The 25,839-nt window shown below is 67.3% G+C and carries 19 protein-coding genes, 1 tRNA gene and 3 pseudogenes; 7 read left to right on the plus strand and 16 right to left on the minus strand.

Going from position 1 to position 25,839, the window contains the following annotated elements; translation table 11 throughout:
• Positions 1-6: 6 nt before the first annotated feature.
• The 11 genes from prfA to ACPT94_RS19905 form a co-directional block, all read right to left on the minus strand.
• A complete protein-coding gene (gene prfA, locus ACPT94_RS19855) occupies positions 7-1,074 on the minus strand; it encodes a peptide chain release factor 1 (protein WP_360337523.1) in 1,068 nt (355 codons plus the stop codon).
• Between the two features lie 108 nt (positions 1,075-1,182).
• Positions 1,183-1,404, minus strand: a complete 222-nt coding sequence (rpmE, locus tag ACPT94_RS19860) for a 50S ribosomal protein L31 (protein ID WP_189942647.1) — start codon at positions 1,402-1,404, stop codon at positions 1,183-1,185.
• Positions 1,405-1,664: 260 nt separating this feature from the next.
• A complete protein-coding gene (locus ACPT94_RS19865; protein WP_360337519.1) occupies positions 1,665-2,819 on the minus strand; it encodes an LCP family protein in 1,155 nt (384 codons plus the stop codon).
• Between the two features lie 216 nt (positions 2,820-3,035).
• Positions 3,036-4,802, minus strand: coding sequence for a trypsin-like serine protease (locus ACPT94_RS19870; RefSeq protein ID WP_425246433.1), 1,767 nt, complete (start codon positions 4,800-4,802; stop codon positions 3,036-3,038).
• A 332-nt stretch (positions 4,803-5,134) separates the two neighbouring features.
• A complete protein-coding gene (gene rho / locus ACPT94_RS19875) occupies positions 5,135-7,111 on the minus strand; it encodes a transcription termination factor Rho (protein WP_425246434.1) in 1,977 nt (658 codons plus the stop codon).
• Positions 7,112-7,519: 408 nt separating this feature from the next.
• On the minus strand, positions 7,520-8,449 hold the full coding sequence (gene thrB, locus ACPT94_RS19880) for a homoserine kinase (RefSeq protein ID WP_360337510.1): 930 nt from the start codon (positions 8,447-8,449) through the stop codon (positions 7,520-7,522).
• A 261-nt stretch (positions 8,450-8,710) separates the two neighbouring features.
• Positions 8,711-9,769, minus strand: coding sequence for a threonine synthase (thrC, locus tag ACPT94_RS19885; RefSeq protein ID WP_425246435.1), 1,059 nt, complete (start codon positions 9,767-9,769; stop codon positions 8,711-8,713).
• 6 nt (positions 9,770-9,775) lie between these two features.
• A complete protein-coding gene (locus tag ACPT94_RS19890; protein WP_360337505.1) occupies positions 9,776-11,068 on the minus strand; it encodes a homoserine dehydrogenase in 1,293 nt (430 codons plus the stop codon).
• A 212-nt stretch (positions 11,069-11,280) separates the two neighbouring features.
• Positions 11,281-12,672, minus strand: coding sequence for a diaminopimelate decarboxylase (gene lysA, locus ACPT94_RS19895; RefSeq protein WP_425246436.1), 1,392 nt, complete (start codon positions 12,670-12,672; stop codon positions 11,281-11,283).
• A gap of 15 nt (positions 12,673-12,687) precedes the next feature.
• A complete protein-coding gene (gene nrtL, locus ACPT94_RS19900; RefSeq protein WP_425246437.1) occupies positions 12,688-13,683 on the minus strand; it encodes an ArgS-related anticodon-binding protein NrtL in 996 nt (331 codons plus the stop codon).
• Between the two features lie 203 nt (positions 13,684-13,886).
• Complete coding sequence (locus ACPT94_RS19905) at positions 13,887-14,441, minus strand: response regulator (RefSeq protein ID WP_360337496.1); 555 nt, start codon at positions 14,439-14,441, stop codon at positions 13,887-13,889.
• 117 nt (positions 14,442-14,558) lie between these two features.
• Here ACPT94_RS19905 and ACPT94_RS19910 point away from each other — a divergent pair.
• A tRNA-Arg gene (locus tag ACPT94_RS19910) sits at positions 14,559-14,630 on the plus strand.
• 273 nt (positions 14,631-14,903) lie between these two features.
• On the opposite strand, the pseudogene ACPT94_RS19915 reads toward ACPT94_RS19910, so the two are convergent.
• Both ACPT94_RS19915 and ACPT94_RS19920 read right to left on the minus strand, forming a co-directional pair.
• Positions 14,904-15,749: pseudogene (locus ACPT94_RS19915) on the minus strand (nuclease-related domain-containing protein).
• 108 nt (positions 15,750-15,857) lie between these two features.
• Positions 15,858-17,233, minus strand: a pseudogene (locus ACPT94_RS19920) (tyrosine-type recombinase/integrase).
• Positions 17,234-17,715: 482 nt separating this feature from the next.
• On the opposite strand from ACPT94_RS19920, the gene ACPT94_RS19925 reads away from it, so the two are divergent.
• The 3 genes from ACPT94_RS19925 to ACPT94_RS19935 all read left to right on the plus strand — a co-directional run bounded on the left by ACPT94_RS19925 (position 17,716) and on the right by ACPT94_RS19935 (position 20,429).
• Positions 17,716-18,813: a helix-turn-helix domain-containing protein gene (locus ACPT94_RS19925; RefSeq protein WP_425246438.1), complete on the plus strand. Its 1,098-nt coding sequence runs from the start codon at positions 17,716-17,718 to the stop codon at positions 18,811-18,813.
• Positions 18,810-19,361 carry a PIN domain-containing protein gene (locus tag ACPT94_RS19930; RefSeq protein WP_425246439.1) on the plus strand — a complete coding sequence of 184 codons (552 nt, stop codon included), beginning with the start codon at positions 18,810-18,812 and terminating at the stop codon, positions 19,359-19,361. Before ACPT94_RS19925 ends, ACPT94_RS19930 begins: the two co-directional genes overlap by 4 nt.
• 945 nt (positions 19,362-20,306) lie before the next feature.
• Entirely contained in the window at positions 20,307-20,429 is a 123-nt protein-coding gene (locus ACPT94_RS19935) for a hypothetical protein (protein WP_425246440.1), read from the plus strand.
• A 108-nt stretch (positions 20,430-20,537) separates the two neighbouring features.
• On the opposite strand, the gene ACPT94_RS19940 is transcribed toward ACPT94_RS19935, so the two are convergent.
• Together ACPT94_RS19940 and ACPT94_RS19945 are read right to left on the minus strand one after the other, a co-directional pair.
• Complete coding sequence (locus tag ACPT94_RS19940) at positions 20,538-21,305, minus strand: hypothetical protein (RefSeq protein WP_425246441.1); 768 nt, start codon at positions 21,303-21,305, stop codon at positions 20,538-20,540.
• Between the two features lie 732 nt (positions 21,306-22,037).
• Positions 22,038-22,365 (minus strand): annotated as a pseudogene (locus ACPT94_RS19945) (IS110 family transposase); the annotation flags it as partial.
• Between the two features lie 533 nt (positions 22,366-22,898).
• Between ACPT94_RS19945 and ACPT94_RS19950 the strand changes: the two are divergent.
• From ACPT94_RS19950 to ACPT94_RS19960, 3 genes are read left to right on the plus strand one after another with little or no spacing between them, the layout of a single operon-like run.
• Positions 22,899-23,195 (plus strand): DUF6313 family protein, encoded by a 297-nt coding sequence (locus ACPT94_RS19950; RefSeq protein ID WP_425246442.1) that lies wholly within the window; start codon positions 22,899-22,901, stop codon positions 23,193-23,195.
• On the plus strand, positions 23,192-23,497 hold the full coding sequence (locus tag ACPT94_RS19955; RefSeq protein ID WP_425246443.1) for a hypothetical protein: 306 nt from the start codon (positions 23,192-23,194) through the stop codon (positions 23,495-23,497). Before ACPT94_RS19950 ends, ACPT94_RS19955 begins: the two co-directional genes overlap by 4 nt.
• 19 nt (positions 23,498-23,516) lie before the next feature.
• Entirely contained in the window at positions 23,517-24,239 is a 723-nt protein-coding gene (locus ACPT94_RS19960; protein ID WP_425246444.1) for a pentapeptide repeat-containing protein, read from the plus strand.
• A gap of 339 nt (positions 24,240-24,578) precedes the next feature.
• Here the strand turns inward: ACPT94_RS19960 and ACPT94_RS19965 are convergent, their stop codons facing one another.
• Positions 24,579-25,817: an MFS transporter gene (locus tag ACPT94_RS19965; RefSeq protein WP_425246467.1), complete on the minus strand. Its 1,239-nt coding sequence runs from the start codon at positions 25,815-25,817 to the stop codon at positions 24,579-24,581.
• Between the last annotated feature and the right edge of the window lie 22 nt (positions 25,818-25,839).

A 25,839-nucleotide genomic window follows, 5' to 3' on the forward strand; every position in this document is an offset into this window, starting at 1 on the left:
ACTGCCTTACGCCGCCGCCAGCTTCGCCGCCGAGTCCGCGTCGACGCAGGCCTGGATCACCGCGGCGAGGTCGCCGTCCAGGACCTGGTCCAGGTTGTACGCCTTGAAGCCGACGCGGTGGTCCGAGATGCGGTTCTCCGGGAAGTTGTAGGTGCGGATCTTCTCGGAGCGGTCGACGGTGCGGACCTGGCTGCGGCGGGCGTCGGCGGCCTCCCGCTCCGCCTCCTCCTGTGCCGCCGCGAGCAGCCTGGAGCGCAGGATACGCATCGCCTGCTCCTTGTTCTGCAACTGGCTCTTCTCGTTCTGGCAGGAGGCCACGACTCCGGTGGGAATGTGCGTGATGCGCACGGCGGAGTCGGTGGTGTTGACGGACTGACCGCCCGGGCCGGAGGACCGGTAGACGTCGATGCGCAGGTCGTTCGGGTTGATCTCGACGTCGACCTCCTCGGCCTCCGGCGTGACGAGCACACCGGCCGCGGAGGTGTGGATACGGCCCTGGGACTCGGTGGCCGGCACCCGCTGCACGCGGTGCACACCGCCCTCGTACTTCAGCCGCGCCCAGACGCCCTGACCGGGCTCGGTCACGCCCCGCGTCTTGACCGCGACCTGGACGTCCTTGTAGCCGCCCAGCTCGGACTCGGTGGCGTCGATGATCTCGGTCTTCCAGCCGACGCGCTCGGCGTAGCGCAGGTACATCCGCAGCAGGTCGCCCGCGAACAGCGCGGACTCGTCACCGCCGGCGCCCGCCTTGATCTCCAGGATGACGTCCTTGTCGTCACTCGGGTCACGCGGGATGAGCAGGAAGCGCAGCTTCTCGGTCAGCTCCTCGCGCTGCTTCTCCAGCTCCTTGACCTCGGCGGCGAAGTCCGGGTCGTCGGCGGCGAGTTCGCGCGCGGTCTCGATGTCGTCGCCCGTCTGCTTCCAGGAGCGGTACGTGGCGACGATCGGGGTGAGCTCGGCGTAGCGCTTGTTCAGCTTGCGCGCGTTGGCCTGGTCGGCGTGGACCGACGGGTCGGCGAGCTTCTTCTCCAGGTCGGCGTGCTCACCGACGAGTTCCTCGACGGCCTCGAACATCTCTGGCTCCTGTACTGCGGACGAAAGGGAAGGCGGGCGACCAAAAACGCCGGTCCCGGCGCACGCCTCGAAGGGGCGCGCGACCGTGGACCGGCGAAAAGGGGCTCGCTACTTCTTGGAGCCGGCGGCCTTGCCGAAGCGGGCCTCGAAGCGGGCCACACGGCCACCGGTGTCGAGGATCTTCTGCTTGCCCGTGTAGAACGGGTGGCACTCGGAGCAGACGTCGGCGCGGATGGTGCCGGCCTCGATCGTGCTACGGGTGGTGAACGACGCGCCGCAGGTGCAGCTGACCTGCGTCTCGACGTACGCGGGGTGGATGTCGCGCTTCAAGGTGTCTCCTAGGTATCGGGAGGGCGCCGGGTCGCAGCCGCGGGATGCGAAAGCGTGAACCGGAGCCGACGAACCAGTCTGCCAGGACTGGCGCCATCCCCCAAAACCGGGGGGCGAGCTGTTCTATTCCCCGGGGTGCCGGAGAGGGGGAGGGTACACGGCTGAGCTACGGGTTGCGGGCCGCGATGGGACCGTCGGCCCTGGCGGAGGGGAGCGTTTCCCGGCGGACGGCAGTCCGCTGTCGCAGGTCCTGCGCGGCCCTACGACGACCTCACGACCCCCGCCGCCTCGCCCGTGGCGTTGCCCTCCGTGGCCGTCTTCGGGATGGGCTGGTCGTTCTTGAGGGCCGTCCAGACCTGCTGGGCCTTCTTCTCCTGGACGAGGACCCGGTTGGGGTTGGCGGGGTCGTACTGGACCGGCATCGTGACCATGGTCATGTCGGCCGGGCCGATGCCCTTGAGGCCGTTCGCGAAGGACATCAGGGAGTTCAGGGAGCCGAGGTCGGAGTCGGTGGTGACGGCCTTGGTGGCGGTGTCGGCGAGGTCGTACAGCTTGGTGCCGCTGGTGAAGAGGCCGATCTGCTTGACCTGGTTGACCAGGGCCTTGACGAAGGCCTGCTGGAGCTGGATGCGGCCCAGGTCGGAGCCGTCGCCGACGCCGTGCCGGGTGCGGACCAGGGCGAGGGCCTGCTCGCCGTCGAGGTGGTGGGTGCCGGCCTTGAGGTCGAGGTGGCTGTCGGGGTCCTTGATGTTCTTGGTGGTGGTGACCTCGACCCCGCCCAGCTCGTCGATGAGCTTCTGGAAGCCGGAGAAGTCGACCTCCAGGTAGTGGTCCATGCGGACGCCGGTGATCGACTCGACGGTCTTGACCGCGCAGGCAGCGCCACCCGTGGTGTACGCCGAGTTGAACATCACGTCGTTCGCGGCGTCGTGGGTGACGCCCTTGGTGTCGGTGCACTCGGGGCGGTCGATGAGGGTGTCGCGCGGCAGGGAGACCACGCTGGCCTTCTTGTGCCCCTCGTAGACGTGGATGATCATCGCCGTGTCGGAGCGGGCGCTGCCGTCGTCGGTGCCGCCGCCGAGCTTCTTGTTGGCGCCGGAGCGGGTGTCCGAGCCGAGGACGAGGATGTTCTCGGAGCCGTTGTCGACCTTCGTGGGCCGGTCGGTGCCGAGGGCCTGGTCGATGTCGACGCTCTTGATGTTGCCGTTGAGCTTGAAGTAGACGTACCCCACGCCGGTGCCGCCGAGGACGGCGATGCCCGCCGCGGTCCATGCCGCGATCAGCAGACCCTTGCGCCTGCTCCGGGGCTTGCGGCGACGGCCCTTCGCGCGGCGGCGCGAACCACTGCTGCCGGGCTGATCCGGTATGCCGGCCTCTCCCGGTATGCCGGGCTCCGGCGTGCTCTCGGCGGACATGTGCTCCTCGGTTCTCGTTCGGTCGGTTACCCCCTGCAGTCAGGGTCAGGCCTGGTCCGTTTCTCCGTTTCGGACCCTTACCGCACCATCGTCACTCCTGCCCCGTCAGACGGGGAAACTGCGGAAAGGGTTGCACAACGCACTGTGCCCGACCCTCGAAGGGTCGGGCACAGTGCGTGACCGGTCGAGCGGGGCGCACCCCGCTCACCTGCGATGTCAGCCGAACAGGTTGTACGCCTGCCAGCCGGTGCCGAAGTCCTTGCGTGTGGCGAAGATCCCACCGGACGCGGCGCCGTTGCCGTTGCCCGGGTACAGCCAGAGCTTGCCGGCCGAGTCACGGGCCAGGAGGTCCGCGTGACCGTCGCTGTTCACGTCACCGACGGTGATCAGGGCGTTGAAGCTGCTGGTGGTGAACTTGCCGACGAGACGGCGGGCCTCGAACGGAGCGGAGGCCTTGCCGGTGCCCCGGTAGAGGTAGGTCGAGCCGTCGGAGGCGCGGGCGAGGATGTCGGCCTTGCCGTCGTTGGTGAAGTCACCGTGACCGCGGACCGCGTTGTACTGGCCCCAGCCGCCGCCGACCAGGGTCGGCGCGGCGAAGCCGCCGGCGCCGTTGCCCGCGTAGATGTAGAGGTTGCCGGTGGAGTTCACCGCGAGCATGTCGGGCTTGTCGTCGCCGGTGACATCACCCGGGACGAGGATCTGCTTGTGCGCGCCCCAGCCCTTGGCGACGAGCTTGTACTGCCACTCGCCCTGGGTGCCGTCGGGACCGGGCACGTAGTGGTCCCAGTACACGTCACCGTTGCCGACGCGGTACAGCAGGTCGTCGTAGTCGTCCACGTTCAGGTCGTTCTGGACGAGCAGGTTGACGTTGCCGAAGTTGCCGAGGTTGTCGGTGCGGGTCAGACTCGTGACCTTGGAATTCCAGCTGAACAGGCTGGCGTCCGACGTGCGACGCGCCAGCAGGTCGGCGGTGTGGTCGGCGTTCCAGTTGGCGTCGTTAACCCGGGCGCGGATCGGAGCGGCGTACGTGCTCACCTTCGCGTACACGCCGTACTTGCCCGGCGCCGAGCAGTCGACGTCGCCCCAGGAGACGATGCCGACGAGCTTGCCGCCGGCCACCAGCGGGCCGCCGGAGTCACCGTTGCAGGTGGTCTCGGTGGTGGCGTCGTCACCGGTCGGAGCGGCACCGGCGCAGACCATGTGGCCGACGATGTAGTCCGAGCCGTACGCGGTCTGGCACGCGGCGTTGGAGTTGATGTCGGCGTCCGCGACCTTGAGCGTCTGCGAGGCGCTGTCGGGGACGGTGGAGCTGGTGCGGCCCCAGCCGTACACCTTGGCGTCCGTGCCCGGGGTGTAGAGCGCCGTGTCGGTGTTCTGCATGATCGGCAGCGGCTTGGCCTTGACCGGAGCGGTCAGGGTGAGAACGGCCACGTCGTTGTCGATCGTCACGGGGTTGTACTGCGGGTGGTTCCACTGACGGTACGCACCGCGCACCTCACCGCCGTGGAAGTCCCAGCTGCCGTCGGCGTTCTCGGTGGGGAGCTGGTCCGTGCCGGTGATGACCGTGCCGGTCTCGTACCACTTGATGCCCTTGACGCAGTGCGCGGCGGTGACGACCTTCGACGGAGCGACGACGACGCCGCCGCAGAAGTAGCCGTTGCCCTCTGCGTCCTCGAAGTGGAGCTGGGCCATCCACGGCGCCGTGGAGATGGTGGTCTCCTGGCCGCCGATGATGCGGGTGGTCGGCGCGGTGGTCCGGGCCGACCGCGGCGACGTGACGAGCTTCTGCTTGCTGGCCTCGTCGGCCTTCATCGCCTCGACCACGCGGGAGCGCAGTTCCTTCTGGGAGAGCGGAGCGGCCTTCTGCTGGGAGGCGGTGATCTCCGGACGCTCGCCGGCTTCCGCGGCCTGCGAGCCGGACATCATCAGCGCTGAGCCGCCCAGGGCGAGCGCGACGGCGACGGCCGGTACCGCAAGACTCATGCGGCGCTTGTGCCGACTACCACGAGTGCGTATCTGCACGCGGTAACCCCTCGGGTTGTACCGGCAGAGCGCAACCGCCCCACCGGTGGAAACTGGGTCAACGGTGGGGCGCGAAGAACATGTGGGCAGGCCAGAACCGAGGCTCCCGGCCTCTCATGGCACTGCGGTGGAATCCCCCCACCTCGATTGGGCGATGATACGCGCGTCAACTGATGGTTGACCAGTGGCGGATGGGGTCACGGACAAAACGAGACCGCCCCGTCACCTCAGAGGTGACGGGGCGGTCCGTTACCGGGTTGCACGGCTACGTCGAGCCGCGTACCGATACGACGTCAGTCGCCGTTCGGCATCGGCGTCGTCTTCTGGATCTGCAGCAGGAACTCGGCGTTCGACTTCGTCTGCTTCATCTTGTCGAGCAGCAGCTCGATCGCCTGCTGCTGGTCGAGCGCGTGCAGCACCCGCCGCAGCTTCCAGACGATGGCGAGCTCCTCGTTGCCGAGCAGGATCTCTTCCTTACGGGTACCGGACGCATCGACGTCCACCGCCGGGAAGATCCGCTTGTCGGCGAGCTTCCGGTCGAGCTTGAGCTCCATGTTGCCGGTGCCCTTGAACTCCTCGAAGATCACCTCGTCCATGCGGGACCCGGTGTCCACCAGCGCGGTGGCGAGGATGGTGAGCGAGCCGCCGTCCTCGATGTTCCGCGCCGCACCGAAGAAGCGCTTCGGCGGGTACAGGGCGGTCGAGTCGACACCACCGGACAGGATGCGGCCGGAGGCCGGCGCGGCGAGGTTGTACGCACGGCCCAGACGCGTGATCGAGTCGAGCAGCACGACGACGTCGTGGCCGAGCTCGACCAGGCGCTTCGCACGCTCGATCGCCAGCTCGGCGACCGTGGTGTGGTCCTCGGCCGGGCGGTCGAAGGTCGAGGAGATGACCTCGCCCTTGACCGACCGCTGCATGTCGGTGACCTCTTCCGGACGCTCGTCGACGAGGACGACCATCAGGTGGCACTCGGGGTTGTTGTGCGTGATCGCGTTGGCGATCGCCTGCATGATCATGGTCTTGCCGGTCTTCGGCGGGGCCACGATCAGACCGCGCTGCCCCTTACCGATCGGCGACACCAGGTCGATGATGCGGGTGGTGAGGACACCGGGGTCCGACTCCAGACGGAGGCGGTCCTGCGGGTACAGCGGGGTGAGCTTGTTGAACTCCGGGCGGCCGCGGCCGTGTTCGGGCGCCATGCCGTTCACGGAGTCCAGGCGCACCAGCGCGTTGAACTTCTCGCGCCGCTCGCCTTCCTTGGGCTGACGCACGGCACCGGTGAGGTGGTCACCCTTGCGCAGGCCGTTCTTACGGACCTGGGCGAGGGAGACGTACACGTCGTTCGGACCGGGCAGGTAGCCCGAGGTGCGGATGAAGGCGTAGTTGTCGAGGATGTCGAGGATGCCCGCGACGGGGATCAGGACGTCGTCATCGGCGATCTGCGGCTCGGCGGCGCCGATCTCGTCGCGGCCACGGCGGCCACGGCGGTCGCGGTAGCGGCCGCGACGGCCACGGCGGCCGCCCTCGAAGTCGTCGTCGTCCTGCGGACCGGCGCTCCGGTCCGGACGGCCGCCGCCCTGCTGCTGGCTCTGCTGCTGCTGGCGCTGGCCACCCTGGCCCTGGTCGTCGCCCTTGCCGCGGCGGTCGCGGTCACGGCCGCGCTCACGGCGGTCACGACGGCGGCCCTCGCCACCGTCGGCGTCACCCTTGGCGTCGCCCTGCGGCTGAGCCTGCTCGGGCTGCGCGGGGCTCTCGACCTTGAGTGCGGCCTTCGCCTCCGCGGTGACGGTCTCGGGGCTGCCCGCCTCGGCGGTGGCGCGGCGACGACGGCGCTCGGTGGGAGCGTCATTGCTGGCCGGCTGGCCGGGGATCTCGATCTGCTGCTGGGCCACGGCCTTCTCGGCGGGGGCCTCGGCCGGGGCGGTGTCCGCCTTCTTCTCGGCGGCGGCATCACCCGTACGCGCCTTGGAGGTGGCGCGGCGCTTCGGCTTGGTCTCTGTGGGGGCTTCGGCCTTCGCGGCCGGGGCGCCACCTGCGGCCTGCGCCTCCTTGATGACCTCGATCAGCTGGCTCTTGCGCATACGCGCGGTGCCCCTGATGCCGAGGCCGGATGCGACCTGCTGCAGCTCGGCCAGCACCATGCCCTCGAGGCCGGTACCGCGGCGCCGCCGGGAGCCGGCACCGGTGGCAGGCGCGGAGGCGTCCGTGGCGGGCGCGGCAGCGGTCTCCTCGACACGTGCGCCCATCAGATCGGTGGTGTCGCTCACGAAGGGTCCTTCCCTGGAGCGGACGTCGGCCTGTCTGGCTCGGCGACCGGTTGTGCTGTCCGACTTCGGTCCTTGGTGTGGCGAAGCCGGGGCGGTGGTCCGCCAAAGCGGCGGAAGAGATATCTGGTGATTGGCGCTTCCTCGACGAGCCGTGACACCCAGTGTCACGTGGCGTGGTCGCACCGGTTCCGGAGCGTGCCCGGCAGACCGCTCAGCGTCGCTGTACGGCGTACTGCCCAGGTACGACGTACGGAACGCAGTGCGGCTTGGGGAGCTCCCGGAAGAATGTCTGTCCCGGACGGGGACACGAAGCACCTCGCCATGGTGGGGTCGGGTGCAGACTTGAGGTTAACACTACCGGATCCAACAAACATTCCCCCTCTCGAAATCCGGCAACCATCACGCTTTTCAGATGTCGCCGGAGGGCGCGAGCGGCAACACGCACGCTCCCTGCAGGTCCAGGGCCAGCCGGTTCGCGGCCCAGTCCGCGCCGGCCAGGGCCTCGACCTTGTCGGCCGTGTCCGCGTCGGCCAGGGCCATCACGGTGGGTCCGGCGCCGGAGATCACCGCGGGGATCCCGTCGGCGCGCAGCCGCTCCACCAGCGCGGCGCTCTCCGGCATGGCCGGCGCGCGGTACTCCTGGTGGAGGCGGTCCTCGGTGGCGGGCAGCAGCAGCTCGGGGCGCCGGGTGAGGGCCTCGACGAGCAGGGCGGCACGGCCCGCGTTGGTGGCGGCGTCGACGTGCGGCACGGTGCGCGGGAGCAGGCCGCGCGCGGTCTCCGTCAGGACCGGCTTTCCGGGCACGAAAACCACCGGAACGATGGAATCGGAGGGCTCCATCCTGATCGCCCGCGCGGCGCCCGCCTCCATCCAGGAGAGGGTGAAGCCGCCGAGCAGACAGGCCGCGACGTTGTCCGGATGTCCCTCTATCTCGGTCGCGAGCTCCAGGAGCGCGGTGTCGTCCAGCTTGGACTCCCCGCCTATGGTCACGGCGCGGGCGGCGACGATTCCGGCGCAGATGGCGGCGGAGGAGGAGCCGAGGCCACGGCCGTGCGGGATGCGGTTGGCGCAGACGATCTCCAGGCCGCGCGGCTGGCCGCCCAGGACGTCGAAGGCGGTGCGCAGGGAGCGGACGAGGAGGTGTTTCTCGTCACGCGGCAGCGTCTCGCTGCCCTCCCCCGCGATGTCGATGTGCAGCCCGGAGTCGGCCACCCGGACGACCACGTCGTCGTACAGCCCCAGCGCGAGGCCGAGGGCGTCGAAGCCCGGGCCGAGGTTGGCGCTGGTGGCGGGGACGCGCACCCGGACGGCGGCGGCGCGGAACGCTGGACCGGCCATCGCTCGTTGACTCTCCTTGAGCTGCGTGATGGTCGAATGACATTCGATGACGTACGAAGACCCACGGGCCGCTGCGGACGGCGCGGCCCCGTGGCCGGCCGCGCGATATGCGGAGGCATATGCGGTAGGCGGGTTCGGTACAGCCTATCGAAGGAAGGTTCTGTGGCGACATAGGGCGCACAGGAGGCGCACGATGCGTGTCGTAAGCCCCCTGTGCACCCGCGAGGGGGTTAACCCCTCGGTCGTCTCTCGTGTCCCTGATCAGGCGAGGCCGAGGCGCGTGGCCGCGGTCACCGCGTCGACGGGGACGGTGACCGGCTGCGGGGCGCCGGCGACGGCCCAGTCGGGGTCCTTCAGTCCGTTGCCGGTGACGGTGCACACGATCTTCTGCCCCGGGTCGACCTTGCCCTGCTCGGCGGCCTTGAGCAGACCGGCGACGGACGCGGCGGACGCGGGCTCCACGAAGACGCCCTCCTCCGCGGCCAACAGCCGGTAGGCGCGCAGGATTTCACGGTCCGTCACCTCGTCGATGAGACCGCCGGACTCGTCCCGCGCCGCCAGCGCGTACTGCCAGGAGGCGGGGTTGCCGATCCGGATGGCGGTGGCGATGGTCGACGGGTCCTTGACGACCTCACCGCGCACGATCGGGGCACTGCCGGACGCCTGGAAACCCCACATGCGGGGGGTCCTGGCGGCGACGCCGTCGGCGGCGTACTCCTTGTACCCCTTCCAGTACGCGGTGATGTTGCCCGCGTTGCCGACCGGCAGGACGTGGATGTCGGGGGCGTCCCCGAGCATGTCCACGATCTCGAACGCGGCGGTCTTCTGACCCTCGATACGTACCGGATTGACCGAATTGACCAGTGCTACGGGGTAGTTGTCGCTGAGCGAGCGGGCCAGCGTGAGGCAGTCGTCGAAGTTGCCGTCGACCTGCAGGATCTTCGCGCCGTGGACGAGCGCCTGCCCCATCTTGCCGAGCGCGATCTTGCCCTGCGGCACGAGGACCGCCGACACCATGCCGGCGCGCACGGCGTACGCAGCGGCGGAGGCGGACGTGTTGCCCGTGGAGGCGCAGATGACCGCCTTCGCGCCCTCCTCCTTGGCCCGGGTGATGGCCATGGTCATGCCGCGGTCCTTGAAGGACCCGGTGGGGTTGGCGCCCTCGACCTTGAGATGGACCTCGCAGCCCGTGCGCTCGGAGAGCACCTGCGCGGGCACGAGGGGCGTGCCGCCCTCGCGGAGCGTCACAACCGGCGTGCTGTCGGATACCGGCAGCCGGTCCCGGTACTCCTCGATGATTCCGCGCCACTGGTGGGTCATTGCTGGTTACTCTCCTTCAACCCGCATGATGCTGGCGACACCCCGCACGGTGTCGAGCTTGCGCAACGCCTCGACGGTCCCGGTGAGGGAGGCGTCGGACGCGCGGTGGGTGACGACGACGAGGGAGGCCTCGCCGTCCTTGCCCTGCTGACGAACCGTATCGATGGACACCCCGTGCTCGGCGAACACGGTTGCCACCTGGGCGAGAACACCCGGTTTGTCCGCGACGTCGAGACTGATGTGGTAGCGGGTGACCACGTCGCCCATCGGCGACACGGGCAGGGCGGCGTACGCCGACTCGCCGGGCCCCGTCGCCCCGCTGAGCCGGTTGCGGCAGACGGCGACGAGGTCGCCGAGAACGGCGGAGGCGGTGGGGGCACCGCCCGCGCCGGGGCCGTAGAACATGAGCTGACCGGAGGCGTCCGACTCCACGAACACCGCGTTGTACGCCCCGCGCACGGAGGCGAGCGGATGGGTCAGCGGAATCATGGCGGGGTGCACGCGCGCGGTGACCGACCCCCCGTCAGCCGCCCGCTCACAGATGGCGAGCAGCTTGATGGTGCACCCCATCTCCTTGGCGGAGGCGAAGTCGGCGGCCGTGACCTCGGTCATGCCCTCGCGGTAGACGTCGTCGAGACGCACCCGCGTGTGGAAGGCGATCCCGGCGAGGATGGCGGCCTTGGCGGCTGCGTCGAAACCTTCGACGTCGGCGGTGGGATCGGCCTCGGCGTACCCGAGAGCCGTGGCCTCGTCGAGCGCCTCCTGATATCCCGCCCCCGTCGAATCCATCTTGTCGAGGATGAAGTTGGTGGTCCCGTTGACGATGCCCATCACCCGGTTGATCTTGTCGCCGGCGAGGGACTCGCGCAGCGGCCGGATCAGCGGGATGGCGCCGGCGACGGCGGCCTCGTAGTAGAGGTCCTTGCCGTTCTCCTCGGCGGCGGCGTGCAGGGCGGCCCCGTCCTGGGCCAGCAGCGCCTTGTTGGCGGAGACGACGGAGGCGCCGTGCTCGAAGGCGGTGGTGATGAGGGTACGGGCGGGCTCGATGCCCCCGATGACCTCGACGACGACGTCGATGTCGCCGCGTTTGACGAGGGCGGTGGCGTCGGTGGTGACGAGGGCCGGGTCGATGCCCTCCCGCACCTTGGAGGGCCGGCGCACGGCGACCCCGGCCAGCTCCACCGGAGCCCCGATCCTCGCGGCGAGGTCGTCGGCGTGCGTCGTCATGATGCGCGCCACCTCTGAGCCGACCACTCCACAGCCCAGCAGCGCCACCTTCAGCGGACGCGTACGCATCATCCGACCTCGTTTCCTCATACCGTCTACGGTTGGACCAGTCTCACTCACCGGACCGGAGTTTCTATCCCCGGTCCGGATCGTGAGACATCTATTTCATTTTCCCGGGGGCGGCAGACAGAAGATCTTCCACCCCTTTTTGGTCGAGCCTTTCCCCTGCCCTTTCTCAACTTTCGGCTTCCGGCTCTCGGCTCTCTGCTTTCTGCTCTCGGCTCTCAGCCGACGTCGAGCCGCAGGAGGTCCTCCTCCGTCTCCCTCCGCACGATGACCCGGGCCTCCCCCTCGTGCACGGCGACGACCGGCGGCCGCAGCACGTGGTTGTAGTTGCTGGCCATGGACCGGCAGTACGCGCCCGTGGCCGGTACGGCGATCAGGTCACCCGGTGCCACGTCCCCCGGCAGGAACGCGTCCTTCACAACAATGTCACCGCTCTCACAGTGCTTGCCGACCACGCGGGCCAGCATCGGCGCGGCGTCGGAGGTGCGGGAGACGAGGGCGACGCTGTACTCCGCGTCGTACAGCGCGGTGCGGATGTTGTCCGACATGCCGCCGTCGACGGAGACGTACGTACGCAGCCCGTCGAGGGGCTTGATGGTGCCGACCTCGTAGAGGGTGAAGGCGGTGGGCCCGACGATGGCGCGGCCGGGCTCGACGGAGATACGCGGCGTGCGGAGCCTGGCGGACTCACACTCACGGGTGACGATCTCGGTCAGCGCCTTGGCGATCTCGTGCGGCTCACGGGGGTCGTCGTCGCTGGTGTAGGCGATGCCGAGACCACCGCCGAGGTCGATCTCGGGCAGCTCGACACCGTGCTCGTCCCGGATGTCCCTGAGCAGCCCGACGACCCGGTGGGCGGCCACTTCGAAGCCGGACATGTCGAAGATCTGCGAGCCGATGTGGCTGTGGATCCCGATGAGCTCGAGCCCGTCGAGCTGGAGCGCCCGCCGCACGGCCTCGGCGGCCTGTCCCCCGGCCAGCGGGATCCCGAACTTCTGGTCCTCGTGGGCGGTGGCGATGAACTCGTGCGTGTGTGCTTCCACGCCGACGGTGATACGGATCTGGACGCGCTGCCGCTTGCCGAGGGACTGCGCGATGTGGGCGACGCGCACGATCTCCTGGAAGGAGTCGAGAACGATCCGCCCCACACCGGCGCGGACGGCCCGCTCGATCTCCTCCTTGGACTTGTTGTTGCCGTGGAAGGCGATGCGGTCTGCGGGCATGCCGGCGGAGAGGGCGGTGGCGAGCTCGCCGCCGGAGCAGACGTCGAGGTTGAGCCCCTCCTCGTGCAGCCAGCGGACGACGGCGCGGGAGAGGAAGGCCTTGCCGGCGTAGAAGACGTCGGCGTCGGTCCCGAAGGCGCTGCGCCAGGCACGCGCCCGCGCCCGGAAGTCGGCCTCGTCGAGGATGTAGGCGGGGGTGCCGTGCTGTTCGGCGAGGGTCTTCACGTCGACGCCGCCGACGGTGACGACGCCCCGGGCGTCACGGCTGACGGTCTGGGCCCACACCTTCGGGTCGAGGGCGTTGAGGTCGGCGGGCGGGGCGGAGTAGTGGCCCTCGGGGAGGACGTCGGCGTGACGGGGCCCGGCGGGGTGTGCGGAACGGCTCATCTTGGGCGTGCTCTTTCAGAGGTGATCGGGTGCGTCGATGCCGAGCAGGGTCAGGCCGCCGGCCAGCACCGTCCCGACGGCTTCGGCGAGCGCGAGCCGGGCGCGATGGGCGGCCGAGGGTTTCTCGTCTCCGCGCGGGAGGACGGCGGGCAGGAAGGGGAGGGTGCTGTCGGCGATGTCCACGAGATGCCGGGTGAGGCGGGACGGGGCGCCGATGCCGTCCGGGTGCGGAAGGACGCCGGCCGTGGTGAGGACGCGGGGGTAGTCCGCGAGGAGGGTCACGAGGTACCGGGTGTCCGGCACCTCCACGTCACCGGGGTCGGCGGTGAACCCGAGGGCGGCCGCGTTACGGCTGACGGCACGGGTGCGGGCGTGCGCGTAACGGACGCGGAACAGGGGGTTGCTCTCGCGCTGGACCAGGTGGTCGGCCGTGATGCGCGGCCGGTCGTGCGGGGCGGGGTGCAGCAGCGCCCAGCAGGCGGCGTCGAGCCCGAGAGGGGCGGGGTCCTCCGGCGCCGGAACGGGCCGCAGGTTCACGGGTTCACGGTGCTCGATCTCGACGCGGCCGCCCTGCGAACCGACGATCCGCGCGAGCGCGTCGGCGAGGACCTCGGCGCGGACGTCGTAGGGGACGCGGAGTTCGAAGACCCGCCCGGCGAGGGCGGAGCTGTGCCCGTAGCGCGAGCCGTCCCCGAGGATCCGCTGAACGAGGGCGGCGGAGGTCGCGACGTGGTCAAGTCTGATGTTGAGAAACCCCGGCCCGGTGATCTCGACGCCGACGACGCCCGCGGCACCGGCGAGGTGCGGCCGTAGCACCTCGGCGACACGAAGCGGCGGCTGCCCGGCAGGACGCGCCAGCTGAAGGGCGATGTTGGTCGCGTAGTCCCCGGCCCCTCCCGGCCCCGGCGGCCCCACGACCGCACGCGCGGGAACGGCCACCCTCAGCTCCCCGGCATCGACAGCACGCCGTACCGCATGCAGCACGGTGCGCGAGAGCTCGACGGGGGTCACGGCACAAGGGTAGGGGAGGAGGGGGGTGGGGGTGCGAGCCGGTTTGGGGAGGGTCCGGGATGTGGACGGGGGAGGGTGGACGAGGGGAGGCTATGGCTGTCCAGGGCTGGGGGAGATCGACGGACGGCAGCCGGTTGTTCCCACGCCGGGTTACTACTACTGGGGGTTTTACTCCCCCGTCGGGTTACTACTACTGGAGGTTTCTACTCCGCCGTCGGCCCGTTCCCGTTCCCATTCCCCACGCCGACACCTTCCCCGCTGCCGAGCACGGTCCCGATCCCGAGGGCACCTCGCGCACGCATCGGGCCGGTCCCCTCCCCGTCGGCTTCCCCGCCCTTCCCCTCCATGAGCCTCCAGACGAGGCTGATGAGTTCGGCGGGTTCGAAGGGCTTGGGAAGAAAGGCGTCGACACCGGCGTCGAGGCCGGCCTCCACCTCGTACGGCGTACAGGCGCTGATGATCGCGAGGGGAAGGTCCCGGGTGAGCGGATCGGCACGCAACCGCGCGGCGGTGCGCAGCCCGTCCAGCCGAGGCATGACGACATCGAGGGTCACAAGATCGGGCCGCACCTGATGAACGACATCCAGACACTCGGCACCATCGGACGCGGTCACGACCTCGAGGCCCTCCAGCTCGAGATTGACCCTGATCAGCTGCCGGATGACCTTGTTGTCGTCCACAACAAGCACCCGGCCCGACGCGCCTGGCACAACTCGAGAGTAGGTCCCGGCCAGCCACCGCGTCCGGGTTTTCCCCACTTCCACCCCGTGCGGGGGACCCACGCCCCGTCGCCCCCCGTAAACCCGTTCATGAACACCCCGAGGGAGCTGGTAGTGTTCTACACGTCGCCGCGAGCGAGAAGCTCCGCCCGACACGCCCCCGTAGCTCAGGGGATAGAGCAACGGCCTCCGGAGCCGTGTGCGCAGGTTCGAATCCTGCCGGGGGCACCTTGATTCAGGTGCCCAAAGACCCCGTCACCAGCGGAAACGCTGAGGGTGGGGTCTTCGCGTATGTGCAGGCGTGTGCCGCTTGGAGCGGCTGTATGTCGGGGGCTGTGGACGAGGCGTGGACGGGATCTTGGGGCATCGCCGCAGGTGAGGTCCGCGAAAAGACGGGAGTCTGCATCAGCGCCAGTCGACCGCTCCCAGACGATGGCCGCGCCGTGGAGGCTGCCCGCAGTACCCCATGGGAATGATCGATGCCCCGCTGAAGGGCCCGGCTCAAGCCTTGCTCCAGGCCTGGCGATGGCGAGCGACGCTGTACACCTGCTCGACCTGCTCGGCCGTCAGCACCCCTGAGAGCGGCGCAAGAGCCGCTACTTGGCGCTCCTGATACACCCGGACGCTGAGTTGCGTGGCGACCACCTTGAGATCGGTGACGCCGACGAAGACGAGTACTGGCTCGACCGGTACGGGAAAGCCGCAGTAGTGCTCAAGCACCCGGACCACACGCTTGGCCTCCGCCCGGCTCTTGCGCGCGTAGGGCGCCGGTTTTCCGTGATTGACCTTCACGGCATCGTCGCCGACCCATGCGGCCTTGTCGTGGTGGTGCTTCGTATTGATGCTGAACACCCCGCCAGGCCCGATCAGCAAGTGATCGACGTCCACGTGGTTGGCCAGGGGGATGCAGAACCCTCCATCCGTGACGCTCCAAGCGGTTCAGCTCGGCTCCAACCCGCCTCTCCCCCGCCATTCCCTTACGCCATGAGTCCCACTCGGTGGGGCGCCGCAGGAGCCGTGAGACGACTCGCTCGATGAGACCTGGGCCGGATTTGTTGAGCAGGTCACGGAGTGCCTCACCGGGACGGTTGGTGGACAGGTCGTCTGCCGGCGTCAGAGGCGGCAGCAGCGGGCGAACTTCAGCTTCAGGTGCCTCCTGCGGCAAGACCGGCTCGGGGCTGTCCCGTAAGTGGTGTGTCAGCACGGCGATCACGTCGTCGTGATACTGATCGACCAGGACGGTGATGTCCTCCGTCCTCACGTCCGCCCAGCCGACCGCGGTTCCATCGGGCAGATTCGCATACAGGCGATCATGTCCGTACCGCAGCGCGTGACCTTCAGCTCCACGAGCCCCCCCTCGTCCGCTCTCGGCTCGAAGCATCGCAGCAGGGTAAGGCCTAAAACGAGAGAGGCTCCGGACAAGATGCCCGGAGCCTCAGTGCGGTGCAGGGTGCCTCACTCGTACTCGCGAAGGAGGTCCTCGATACGCCGGTTGGCGACATCCTGCCGTCCGTCGAGGCACTTCGCGTAGCGGGTCAGCAGGACTTCAACGCTGTTGCCGGCGCGCTCGGCAACTTCGGTGGGATCTACTCCGGCATTGAGCCACGTCGACAGCGCCGAGTGGCGGAGGTCGTACGGCCGACTCGCGAGCGGCGAGGCTGCGACGGCCGGCGGGAGCGCGAGGAGCCGGGCTTCCTGCCACACGCGGTAGTAGGTCGAGGAGGGGACGACCGAGCCCTCGCTGAAGAAGAGCCGTCCGTCGTCCGCCGTACCGAAGGTCGCCAGATGCTCGCGGAGCACGGCGACGAGGTGAGGCGGGATCGGCACCCGCCTCACGTCCTCGGTCGGTCGGTTCTTCAGCCCGCGGTCGTCGTGGGTCTCCCCGAGTCGGTCCACTGCTTGCCGACGGACGGACGGGTCCGGTGGAGCAGTGCTGAGCCCCAGCCGTGTTCGGGGAGGTTCAGATCAGTCTCGACGAGGCCGACCGCTTCCGCTGGCCGAAGACCACCGAAGTACATGGCGGCGAACAGACCCACGAGTCGACGGCCACGAGCACGCCGGTACCCGCCGACGTAAGAGACGGCCGCCAGGAGGTTCCGAGCCTGCTCCGGATTGGCAACCACCCGCGGATCGACTTGGTTGGACACCTTCGGTTTCTCCCAGCGAACGGCCGTGATCGGGTTCTCCCGCAGCTCCCCCAGGTCGACTGCGTAGTTCGCAGCGTTGACGAGAGTCCGGCGCTTACGCCGCACGGTTTCGGCTGCTGCCGCTGTTCCGTCGAGCTTGAGTTTCAGAGAGTCGAGCACTGCGCGAGCCGTGGCAGGTTCGGCAAGATCAACGAGCGGCCGAGACGCCTTGGACACCCAATGAAGAACGTTTCGCACGTCGTTCGGGACTTCGCGGTCGTTGGGCGCCGGCAGTACGAAAGCCCAGTTGCGGAGTGCTTTGCGGATCGTCTCGTCAGACGGCCGGCCGGGACGCTCGCCGAGAAGCTGCATGGTCACGCTGGTGAGCGATTCGTTGATGCCGTCGCGCGTGTTGGGGGCGGCGTGCGGCCACTTCATGGCGAGGTACCGCAGCGCGAAGGCGTACCAAGACACGGCCGACTTCGTCTCCTCCATCGATGCCGGAAGACCGGTCCCCGTGTCGAACTCCTCGCCGTCGCGCATCGCACGCATGAGCTTCGTGCGGTAGTGGTCGGCAAGCGCCTTGGTGCGGAACGACTCCGAGAAGACGATGCCTGCTACGGACCAGCGGACAGCATACGAAGGCGTCTTAGTGTCACGCTTACGGACGCCCCAGACCTTCACGGAATGCGATCCGCACGTCACGCGAAAGACGTGGCATGAAGTTCTCGATTCCACAAAGCGCGCGCACAAAGGCTTCCTGAAGCGCGTGGAAGCCACGGCCGGCGGCTGGACACCCGTTGCACCCGATCTGGCTCCGCGGGTCATCTCGCCCCGCAGCCCAGACACCACCGAGACGGACGAACCCACCGACACCGGCCAGGGGCAGCTTGAGTTGTGACAACTGCTCACGGCGGTCTCCCTGGTCCCGCCTAGAGCAGGGAGACCGCCGTGAGCTCTGTGCGTCATGGGCTACTCATGCGCAGGGCAAGGCAAACCGCCGCGCGCTCACTGCTGACCAGGCAAGTTGCCGCTGCCTCCGAAGCCCCCGCGCAGGGCAGACGCACGCTTGCAAACCTACGAAAGGTGTCGCGCACACCGACGGGTGATGTTCCAGTGGGCGCTGCCCCCACTGGAGCCCTACGCCTACAGTACCGAGCCTTCGCCCTTGTGCTAAATTCGCACACATGGAGATTGGGGCGCGCGTTGCTGAGGCTAGGCTGGAGCGCGGGGTCACCCAGGCGCAACTTGCTGCCACTATTGGGCTAGATCGCACCGCTCTAGCGAAGATCGAATCGGGCAGTCGCCGTGTAGCCGCTGTGGAACTCGTGGCAATCGCGCGTGAGCTGGGGCGTCGTGTGGAGTGGTTCGTTGCCGAGACTCCACCTGCACTCGCTTCGTACCGCCGAGCCCAACCGGGAGTCGCTGTTCAGGTGATCGACACCGAACTCGACGCACTAGTCCGCGATGCAGAATTTGTCGCCTCACACTGTCCCGAGCTGGTTGCAGGACAACCAGGCACCTTGCCCCACCCCACCACCGCGGAAGAGGCCGAGGAGCTAGCCGTCACCGCTCGTGGCCTCCTCGGGCTAAGTCCGGAGCAACCAGCACATGAGCTCTCCAGGCTGGTAGCCGGCGTTGGGCTATTGGTGTTCTCCGAAGATCTCGGAGAGGGCGCGGATGCTGGCACGGTGCTGTTGAGACAGGGCGGTGTTGCACTCATCAACGGCCATTGGCGGGTCGGCCGACGCCGCCTCGCTACTGCCCACGAGTTGGGACATTACCTCGTGGCTGATGAATTTTCTCTGGACTGGCGGGTTGCTGCGTCTGAGGCGTCAGGAATAGAGGCCCGACTAGACCGGTTTGCCCGAGCCGTGCTCTTGCCACGCGAGGACCTACGAGCACGCTGGCAGGAATGGTTGGCCATTCCGGACGAGAATTGGCGTGACGCTGCTGTACGCGCCGCTAGTCACTACGAAACAGACATGGCAACTCTGGCTCGTAGACTGCTTGAGGTCGACCTGGTTGACAAGAGTCGCGCGGATGATATTCGCCGCGTCCAAACCAAGCAGGCCGATATAGTCGAGAAAAATCTCGTCGTTCGGGACGAACTAGCACCAGTAGCATTGCCGCGCACGTTCGAGCAAGCGGTGCTGAAGTTGTTCCGCCGCGAAGTAATCACTGCCGGTCGAGCTCTGGGGCTACTGCGCGGCACTTTTACCGAGTCTTCTCTTCCCACCCTGCCTCTCGCACCTGAGGCGGAGATTTGGGAAGTGACCTCGTGACTGACGATGGAACCGTATATGTACTAGACACGGGACCATTGAGTCATTTTGCGAAGGCTCAGTGGCTTGGGATCCTGAAAACCGTCCTGAAAGAATACCGCGTAGTTATTCCGGATGTCGTGGCGGCCGAGTTGCGCAACGGGTCAGCCCAACATCATCACTTGCAGTCTGTCCTCGAAGCCGAATGGATTGAGACTGTGTCCCTCGAAAGCCCAACAGAGTTACTGGCCTTCGCCGAGTATGAGCGCCTGATGGTCGGTCCGGACGGGCGCAACATCGGAGAGTGTGGCGTGCTTGCACTGGCTGAGACACTACCGAGCGCTGTGGCAGTAGTCGATGATCGAGTAGCCGTAAAGGCAGCCCGGGACCGCTCAGTCACGGTGCGTCGAACCCTGAACTTGCTGTGTGACGCCATTCGTTCCGGGCTGCTTACAGTGCCTCTGGTATCTGCGCTCGCAGATGACCTTCTCAAAGGTCAGTACCGACTTCCCTTCCAACCGGGCGAATTCGCCGATTGGTGCACCAGAGAGGGAATTTTGTTGTCGTGATTCTCTCCCGGCGACGCATGGAGGTCGAAGGCTCGGCGACCGCATAAGTGACTTGTCCCGCCTCTTGGACCATCTGCGGACGAGTGATCGGAGGCCGACGGGCAAAGCTTCGGTGACCTGCGCGTTCGTCTGCGCCAGAAACGGCCTCCGGAGCCGTGTGCGCAGGTTCGAATCCTGCCGGGGGCACCTTGGATCAGGTGCCTAAAGACCCCGCCATCAGCACTTTTGCTGAGGTCGGGGTCTTCGCGCATGTGCAGCCATATGCCGCTCGGAGCGGTTGTATGTCGGGGGCTGTGGACTATGCGTGGACTGGCCGCAGGGCAGGAATCCGCAGGTCAGGACTGGAAACGACGAGGCCCCCAGACTGTAGTCCAGGGGCCATGATGCCGCAGTTGCGCGTGTCGGAGGTGTGCCGGGTCAGGGCCCGTCGCCGGGGTCGTCCTCCTGGTCGTCGTCCTCGCCGAGGAGTTCAGCGATCCGACGGTTGGCTACGTCCTGACGGCCATCGAGGCACTTCGCGTACCGGCTCAGCAGCACCTCGACGCTGTTGCTTTGCTGGACAGGTCGAGGAACCGGTTACCGTCACGAAGGTTCTCTGACTCAGCACACTAGGCCGAGCCGTGCAGTTCATTGGCTACTGTCGGCGCGTCGGGGGAAGCCAGGCAGGTGCCAGGAGGTGGGGATGTCCAGTGCGACCATCTCTGTGATCATTGCAATCGTCATGCCGCTTGATGGGCCAGCGCCCCACCGCCGGCGATAGTCTGCGGACCCATCCCAGAGAGGCGGCCCAGTGAGCTTCGACGCAGAACGATCAGCGCGCATCGCAGCCATACAGGAAACCGCCCGACCCGTCTGGGAGTCGACCCGCGACACGGACACACTCCAGCAGTTCCTCAAAGACAACGGGTGCCACGGCGTGGAAGCCGTGTTCGTGACCATGGGCTCTTGAACTGCGATCTTGCCGAAGCCCAGCGAGCCTTCTTCAACGCCCCATGCCGCGATGCCGAACGCCGGTTCCACAACCAGGCCCTGACCCTGCTCGAAGAGGCCGCCGACACCGACGCCTGACAGCACCGGCGACACACACAGCCCCTTGACTCGGCCATTAGGGCTCCACCGACCTCAGCAAGACACACTGGACGGCCTGAAAGAATAAGAAAGACCTGCAAAACCGGCTTACATGATCTCAGCAAGACTGGCTTTCACGAAGGCCTCGGCACGGACTGGATCGGTAATGCATCCTCCTACCTGGAGGGTGCCCGCCGGGAGAGGCTGGTAAAAATACTTACCCTGCCCCGGCGGTGTCGCCTTGAGGGAAGTATCGATCTTACACCACCCAGGGATCGCCGAATCGGAGATATTTTCCGGAAACAGGTGCGCCGTAAGATCGATCTGAACCGGGTTGTATTGCAATTTGAACCAGCAACACTCTCCGGTTTTAAGTATCAGACCCAGCTCATCGAGCGGCGCGAGCAGCGAGGTGGTCGCCCTCAGGAACCACCAAACGACTTCACAATAGTCCTCGAATTCGTTTTTATCAGGCGGCTGCGCTCCGTCATGCTCGACAGCATTACGAAGACGATTCATACGCTGCAGCATGCGCCGCCGGATCACTCCCCAACTCTCAAGGACAGCGAGCCAACCCCCAGCCTTACATTGCGGGTACTGCTTCAGCCCGTAGAGCTTGTCTAGATGTTCCAAGCGAGTCTGCATTGCTCTCTTGAGAGCAAGAATGCCATCGATTCGGTCATACGCGTTGGCATGATTAGACAGCCGATATTCTGCATGCACCAACGAAGCGTTGGCACGATGCTTTAGCGTTAGGCGCTCTGCATCCACACCGTATCGCGAAAAGCCATCGCTGAAGCTCTCGTCAAAATCTATCGAGAGCCAATATGTGCTCATTTCAGCCGTCACGCCATCCATCGTAATGGCCTTCGGCATGCCAAGCATTGAGTTTTCCGCCGTTGACAGTCCAGCGCAAGATCCGAATCATCCCGTCCGACTCCGGCCGAGGCCTACCAGTCCAAAGCCGAGCGTCCTCCCGGGCCGTCCTGGGGCCGTGGAAGGGCGCTCAACGATGACCAACGTCGACAACTGCCGACAGCTCAACAGCAGGTCAGAGCGCTGATCAAGGGCGGCCGCAGGTCACGACCACCATTGATCAGTTGTGGCTGTGTAGCAGCGCAGCGCGTCATCATGAAGCATGGGGATTGATCTGGCGCTGCACTCGTCACGGTCGACACATAACAACTGGCGCAAGTCCCGCGCAATGCTCCTGCGGAGCTCCTACGGGCACGGCGACGCACTGGCCGATGCACTCGGCTCGCTCCAGTTCCTCGGAGTATCCGGGAGGCTCACCGCCGTCAATCCGTACGGGGACACGTTGATGAACGAACAAGAGGCCGCGGCTGCCCTCCAGGAGATCCACGGCTTGAGACGGAGTTGCGCTGAAGAGCGTCAGCTCGCTGCGCTGGAGTATCTCACAGCGATGCTGGAACAGTGCGCGGCTACCCCAGGCAGCTACTTGTGGTTCGCAGGCGAATGAAGCTTCCGCCAGCTGACCGTGTGAGTGTCTAGTGATGATCTTCGAGTGATGTCGCGCTGCGGTTGCCCTTCGCTCCAGGTCAGAACACGCCATCCAGCGACATCACGCGGCGAAGCTCAGTAACTGCCGTCGGCGGTAATCCCGGCGTCCTTGGCGTCGGTCTTGCCTTCACCCCGGTAGCCCTCGGAGGCGCGGCTGACGGCTCGGCCGGGGAGGTAGAGCGTGTGCTGGCCGTAGTTGAGCAGCAGATCGATCAGCAGGGCGGCGCCGCCATCGGCTAGGTCGATGCCCCAGGTGGACCTCATCGCCCAGGGCAAGCACGTCGGCCAGGAGCTTCAGCAACTCCGTCTCGTCGTTGGCCACTCGCCGCGACAGAAGCCGCTTGCCGGTCTCGTCGATCACCACGCAGTGGTGATCGGTTCTGCCGGCATCGATGCCGGCCCAGATCGCTGTCACGCGCTCTCCACGGGTCGGTTGCCTACCTGAACCACAGACGACCTCGCTGGCGAGTCCCTACTCAGCGATCGGATCGCAATTCCTCATCAGCAGCCGAGTCGTCGGGGGGCGGGCGGCGAATCGTAAGACAGCCACGGACGGCAGACCACTGAAAGCCACACCTGACACCCCTGGGTGAGCCAACCCTACGAATGGCTCGCTCATCCCGATCAACAAGGTAGGGACCACTGACCCCTTGGAATCGATCATCTAGTTGAGACCCGACCTCAGCGCATAGATCGAGGACGAAGATCTCCGACTCCGGAAGTTCGAGTACCGCATCCCGACAGGGTGACTGCTTTCGCTGTTTCCCTGCGTGCCGACGGCAGTTGCCCCTAGCGTGCTCTGCCGTGACCGTGCCGCCAACGACACCTCCAGTACCGCCGGCACCTTCGCCACCTCCTCGGCCGGGTGCGGGGCAACGAGTCGCCGGGTGGTGGGCGCGCCGGTACGCCCTGGGTCGCCTCCCATACTGGTTACTCACTCGCGCTGCCGTGGTGCTCGCCCTCTGTGCCATCCTTTTCATCCTGAACGGTGTGCTACTCGGCTGGGCAGCCGCATACGAAATCCTGATCGGGATTGCCTCGCCCGCTAAGGCGGACCCCGGGTGGGCGGCCTGGCCGCTGTCTGTGGTCGGCTGGGCCGCGATCCCCGCCTTCGTCGGCGGCACAGCCGGCTACCTCATCACCGCCCAGATCACAAGGCACCAGACCCGTGACTACGACGCCGTCATAGCCGAGATTCGTGCCCTTGCCCAATCCCCGACGGGCTCGGGGGACAGCAACGCGTGATCACGCTCCATGAGCTCTTTGAGCGCGGCGGCGAGACCGCCGCGGCCGCGTTGACCTTCGGTGGTCTTCACCCGGACCCGGATGACGGCGTACCCCAACAACCCGTGATCGATTGGAAGGCCGCTGAGCAGCATTTCCGTCAGCTCCAAATCCTGATCATGGCTGATCCCAAGGCGCCACCCGGGGCAGGCCCCCGCGAGCAGGAGCGCCGAGCGGAGAACGCAGCCACTGACTGCCTCCTGTACATCAATGCCGCTGGCGGCCGCTGCCCGATCTGCCAGCGCCGCGTCCTCGCCGGATGACCGCCCTACCCTGGAGACCGTGGTGGACGACACAGAGACCCAACGACAGGTCGGCGTTCTGCGCGGGCTGCTATATCTCGCATGCCCAGACGCCCCCACCACCGCGCTTGATGCTGCCGCCCACGCCATCGCAGAACGCTCCGCCGACCCGGGCCCACCCACACACGCCAGCCCCGAAGCTGCACGCCTCGCACTCCAGCGACCCGACAACGACGCACCCCGCAACCTCACCCGTGCGGATTTGGCTGGTGCTTATCTCTTCGATGTCAACCTAGCCAAAGCTGAACTAACTGATGCGAATCTCAGCGATGCCTACCTGTTCGGCGCAGACCTGACCAAAGCGAATCTTAGGGGCGCGGATCTGACCCGTGCCGGTCTGAGTAACGCGTTCCTGACCAGCGCGAACCTGACCGATGCAGACTTGACCGAGGCAGTCCTGTTCCACGCACGTCTAGACAGCGCTGACCTAACCGGGGCGTATGTGACGCGAGGATTCCTCATCAACGCGGTCCTCACCAACACGATCCTCACTGGCACAGTCCTTACCGGCTCCGTCTTGTTCGGCGCGGATCTGACTGGAGCCGTCGGTCTGGAGCTGAAGCCAGGAATCGAGTGGAACCGGGGAACCAGATGGCCCGAAGGCTTTGCCGAACGCGCCCTCGCCCGATCCGATGAGATCAGTCCTGGCACCTACCGCGTACGCGACGGCACATCCCCAGATCGTTTGCCCGCATTGACCTGAACTCCGCTCCTGAAGTCCACCACCCTGGACCGTAGTCCAGGGGCCGTCACGCCGCAGGTACGTGTGTCGGGGGTGACCGGGCGGCCTTCTGGTCGTGGGTCTCCCCCAGGAGCTCAGCCATCCGACGGTCGGCGACATCCGTCGAGGCGCTTCGCGTACCGGGTCAGCAGGCCCAGCCTGGAGGCCCAAGAGGCCAACCGGGACCGTCCAGTAGTGCGGGCAGCGAAGGGAGACGGCTTGAACCGGTTGAGACGTACAAGTCGCTCTGCCACTCCGCGCGGGCAGCGCGAGTACGGCCACGCCGGAGTGGCTGCGTAAAGCCCAGGGTGGGCGGCCGTTTTACGGCGCGTCGTGCGAGGTCGGAAGCTCTCGGCCCAGGCGTACGAGTGGGGACAAAGCCATGACCACTGGGGACAGCATCATGCCGGCGGCCGTCACCAGGAGGCTGGTGCGTAGGCCCCACTCCTGCGCGAGGAATCCGCCGACCAGGGAGCCGAGCGGGGTCAGCCCCATGCCGACGCACGTGATGGTCGCGGCCGCGCGGCCCTGCATTCCGTTCGGAGTGACGGCCTGGCGGATGGCCATGACCGTGACATTCACCAACTGGCCGCCGCAGCCGAACACGAAGCCGACCGCAAGGAGCGCGGGGACCGTCAGCGCAGGGGAGCCGTGCAGCGCGGGCACGCACAGGAACGCGCCGTCGCCGAGTGCCGCCGCGCACACGAGTACCGTGCCATGACCGAACCGGCTCGGCAGGCGGGCGGCGAGCAGCGAGCCCAGGAGCGCGCCCGGTCCCGCCGCCGTGAGCGCAAGTCCGACGACGGTGCCCGACAGGTGCAGTTCCCGCGGCAGGAAGAGCAGATAGACGGTCATCAGGGCCGCGTAGGAGAACTGGAAGGCGGCCGAGGCCAGGCATACGGTCCGAAGCACGGTGTCGCCGGCGACGAAACGCAGGCCCTCATGGATGCGTTGCCAGAACCGAAGGGGGTGTTCCAGGCGCTCCGGCATCGATTCGGCTCGGCGGATCCGCCGGATCGACAGGAACGACAGCGCGAAGAACAGCGCGCCGGAGGCGGCGGCGATCGGCGCCGACAGCAGGGACACCAACGCACCGCCGAGAGCGGGACCGCCGATCTGCGCCGCGGACCGGCTGCCCTCGAGCGCGCTGTTGCCGCGCACCAGTTGGTCGCGTTCCACCAGCCGTACCAGGGACGCCTGGTATGCCACGTCGAAGAACACGGACAGGGTGCCGACGGCGAAGGCTAGCGCGAGCAGAGCGGGCAGGCCGAGCCAGCCGAAGAGGCCGGCCGTGGCGGCGGCGCCCAGAGCCAGGGACCGGCCGAGGTCCGTGAGCACCATCGTCGTGCGGGTCCGCCACCTGTCCACCCACGCGCCGACGAAGAGCGAGAGCAACAGGATCGGCGCCTGCCCCACCGCGCGCAGGACGCCCAGCTGGCCGGCACTGGCGTTCAGCGTCAGGACGGCGAAGAGCGGCAGAACCACCAGACTTGCGTGTTCACCCAGTTGGGAGGCTGTCTGCCCCATCCAGAGCCTGCGGAAGTCGGCGTCCCGCCACAGGCTTGGCGAAACAGAGGGATCG

It is taken from the genome of Streptomyces aurantiaciflavus (assembly GCF_049808595.1).
Classification (GTDB): domain Bacteria; phylum Actinomycetota; class Actinomycetes; order Streptomycetales; family Streptomycetaceae; genus Streptomyces.

What these genes read in the sequence shown, in the direction of transcription:
- ACPT94_RS19925 (WP_425246438.1), top strand. Translation starts at nt 17,716, where the DNA reads ATGGAGATTGGGGCGCGCGTTGCTGAGGCTAGGCTGGAGCGCGGGGTC.
- prfA (WP_360337523.1), bottom strand. Translation starts at nt 1,074, where the DNA reads ATGTTCGAGGCCGTCGAGGAACTCGTCGGTGAGCACGCCGACCTGGAG.
- thrC (WP_425246435.1), bottom strand. Translation starts at nt 9,769, where the DNA reads ATGACCCACCAGTGGCGCGGAATCATCGAGGAGTACCGGGACCGGCTG.
- thrB (WP_360337510.1), bottom strand. Translation starts at nt 8,449, where the DNA reads ATGGCCGGTCCAGCGTTCCGCGCCGCCGCCGTCCGGGTGCGCGTCCCC.
- ACPT94_RS19940 (WP_425246441.1), bottom strand. Translation starts at nt 21,305, where the DNA reads ATGCCGAAGGCCATTACGATGGATGGCGTGACGGCTGAAATGAGCACA.
- ACPT94_RS19870 (WP_425246433.1), bottom strand. Translation starts at nt 4,802, where the DNA reads ATGAGTCTTGCGGTACCGGCCGTCGCCGTCGCGCTCGCCCTGGGCGGC.
- ACPT94_RS19890 (WP_360337505.1), bottom strand. Translation starts at nt 11,068, where the DNA reads ATGATGCGTACGCGTCCGCTGAAGGTGGCGCTGCTGGGCTGTGGAGTG.
- lysA (WP_425246436.1), bottom strand. Translation starts at nt 12,672, where the DNA reads ATGAGCCGTTCCGCACACCCCGCCGGGCCCCGTCACGCCGACGTCCTC.
- ACPT94_RS19865 (WP_360337519.1), bottom strand. Translation starts at nt 2,819, where the DNA reads ATGTCCGCCGAGAGCACGCCGGAGCCCGGCATACCGGGAGAGGCCGGC.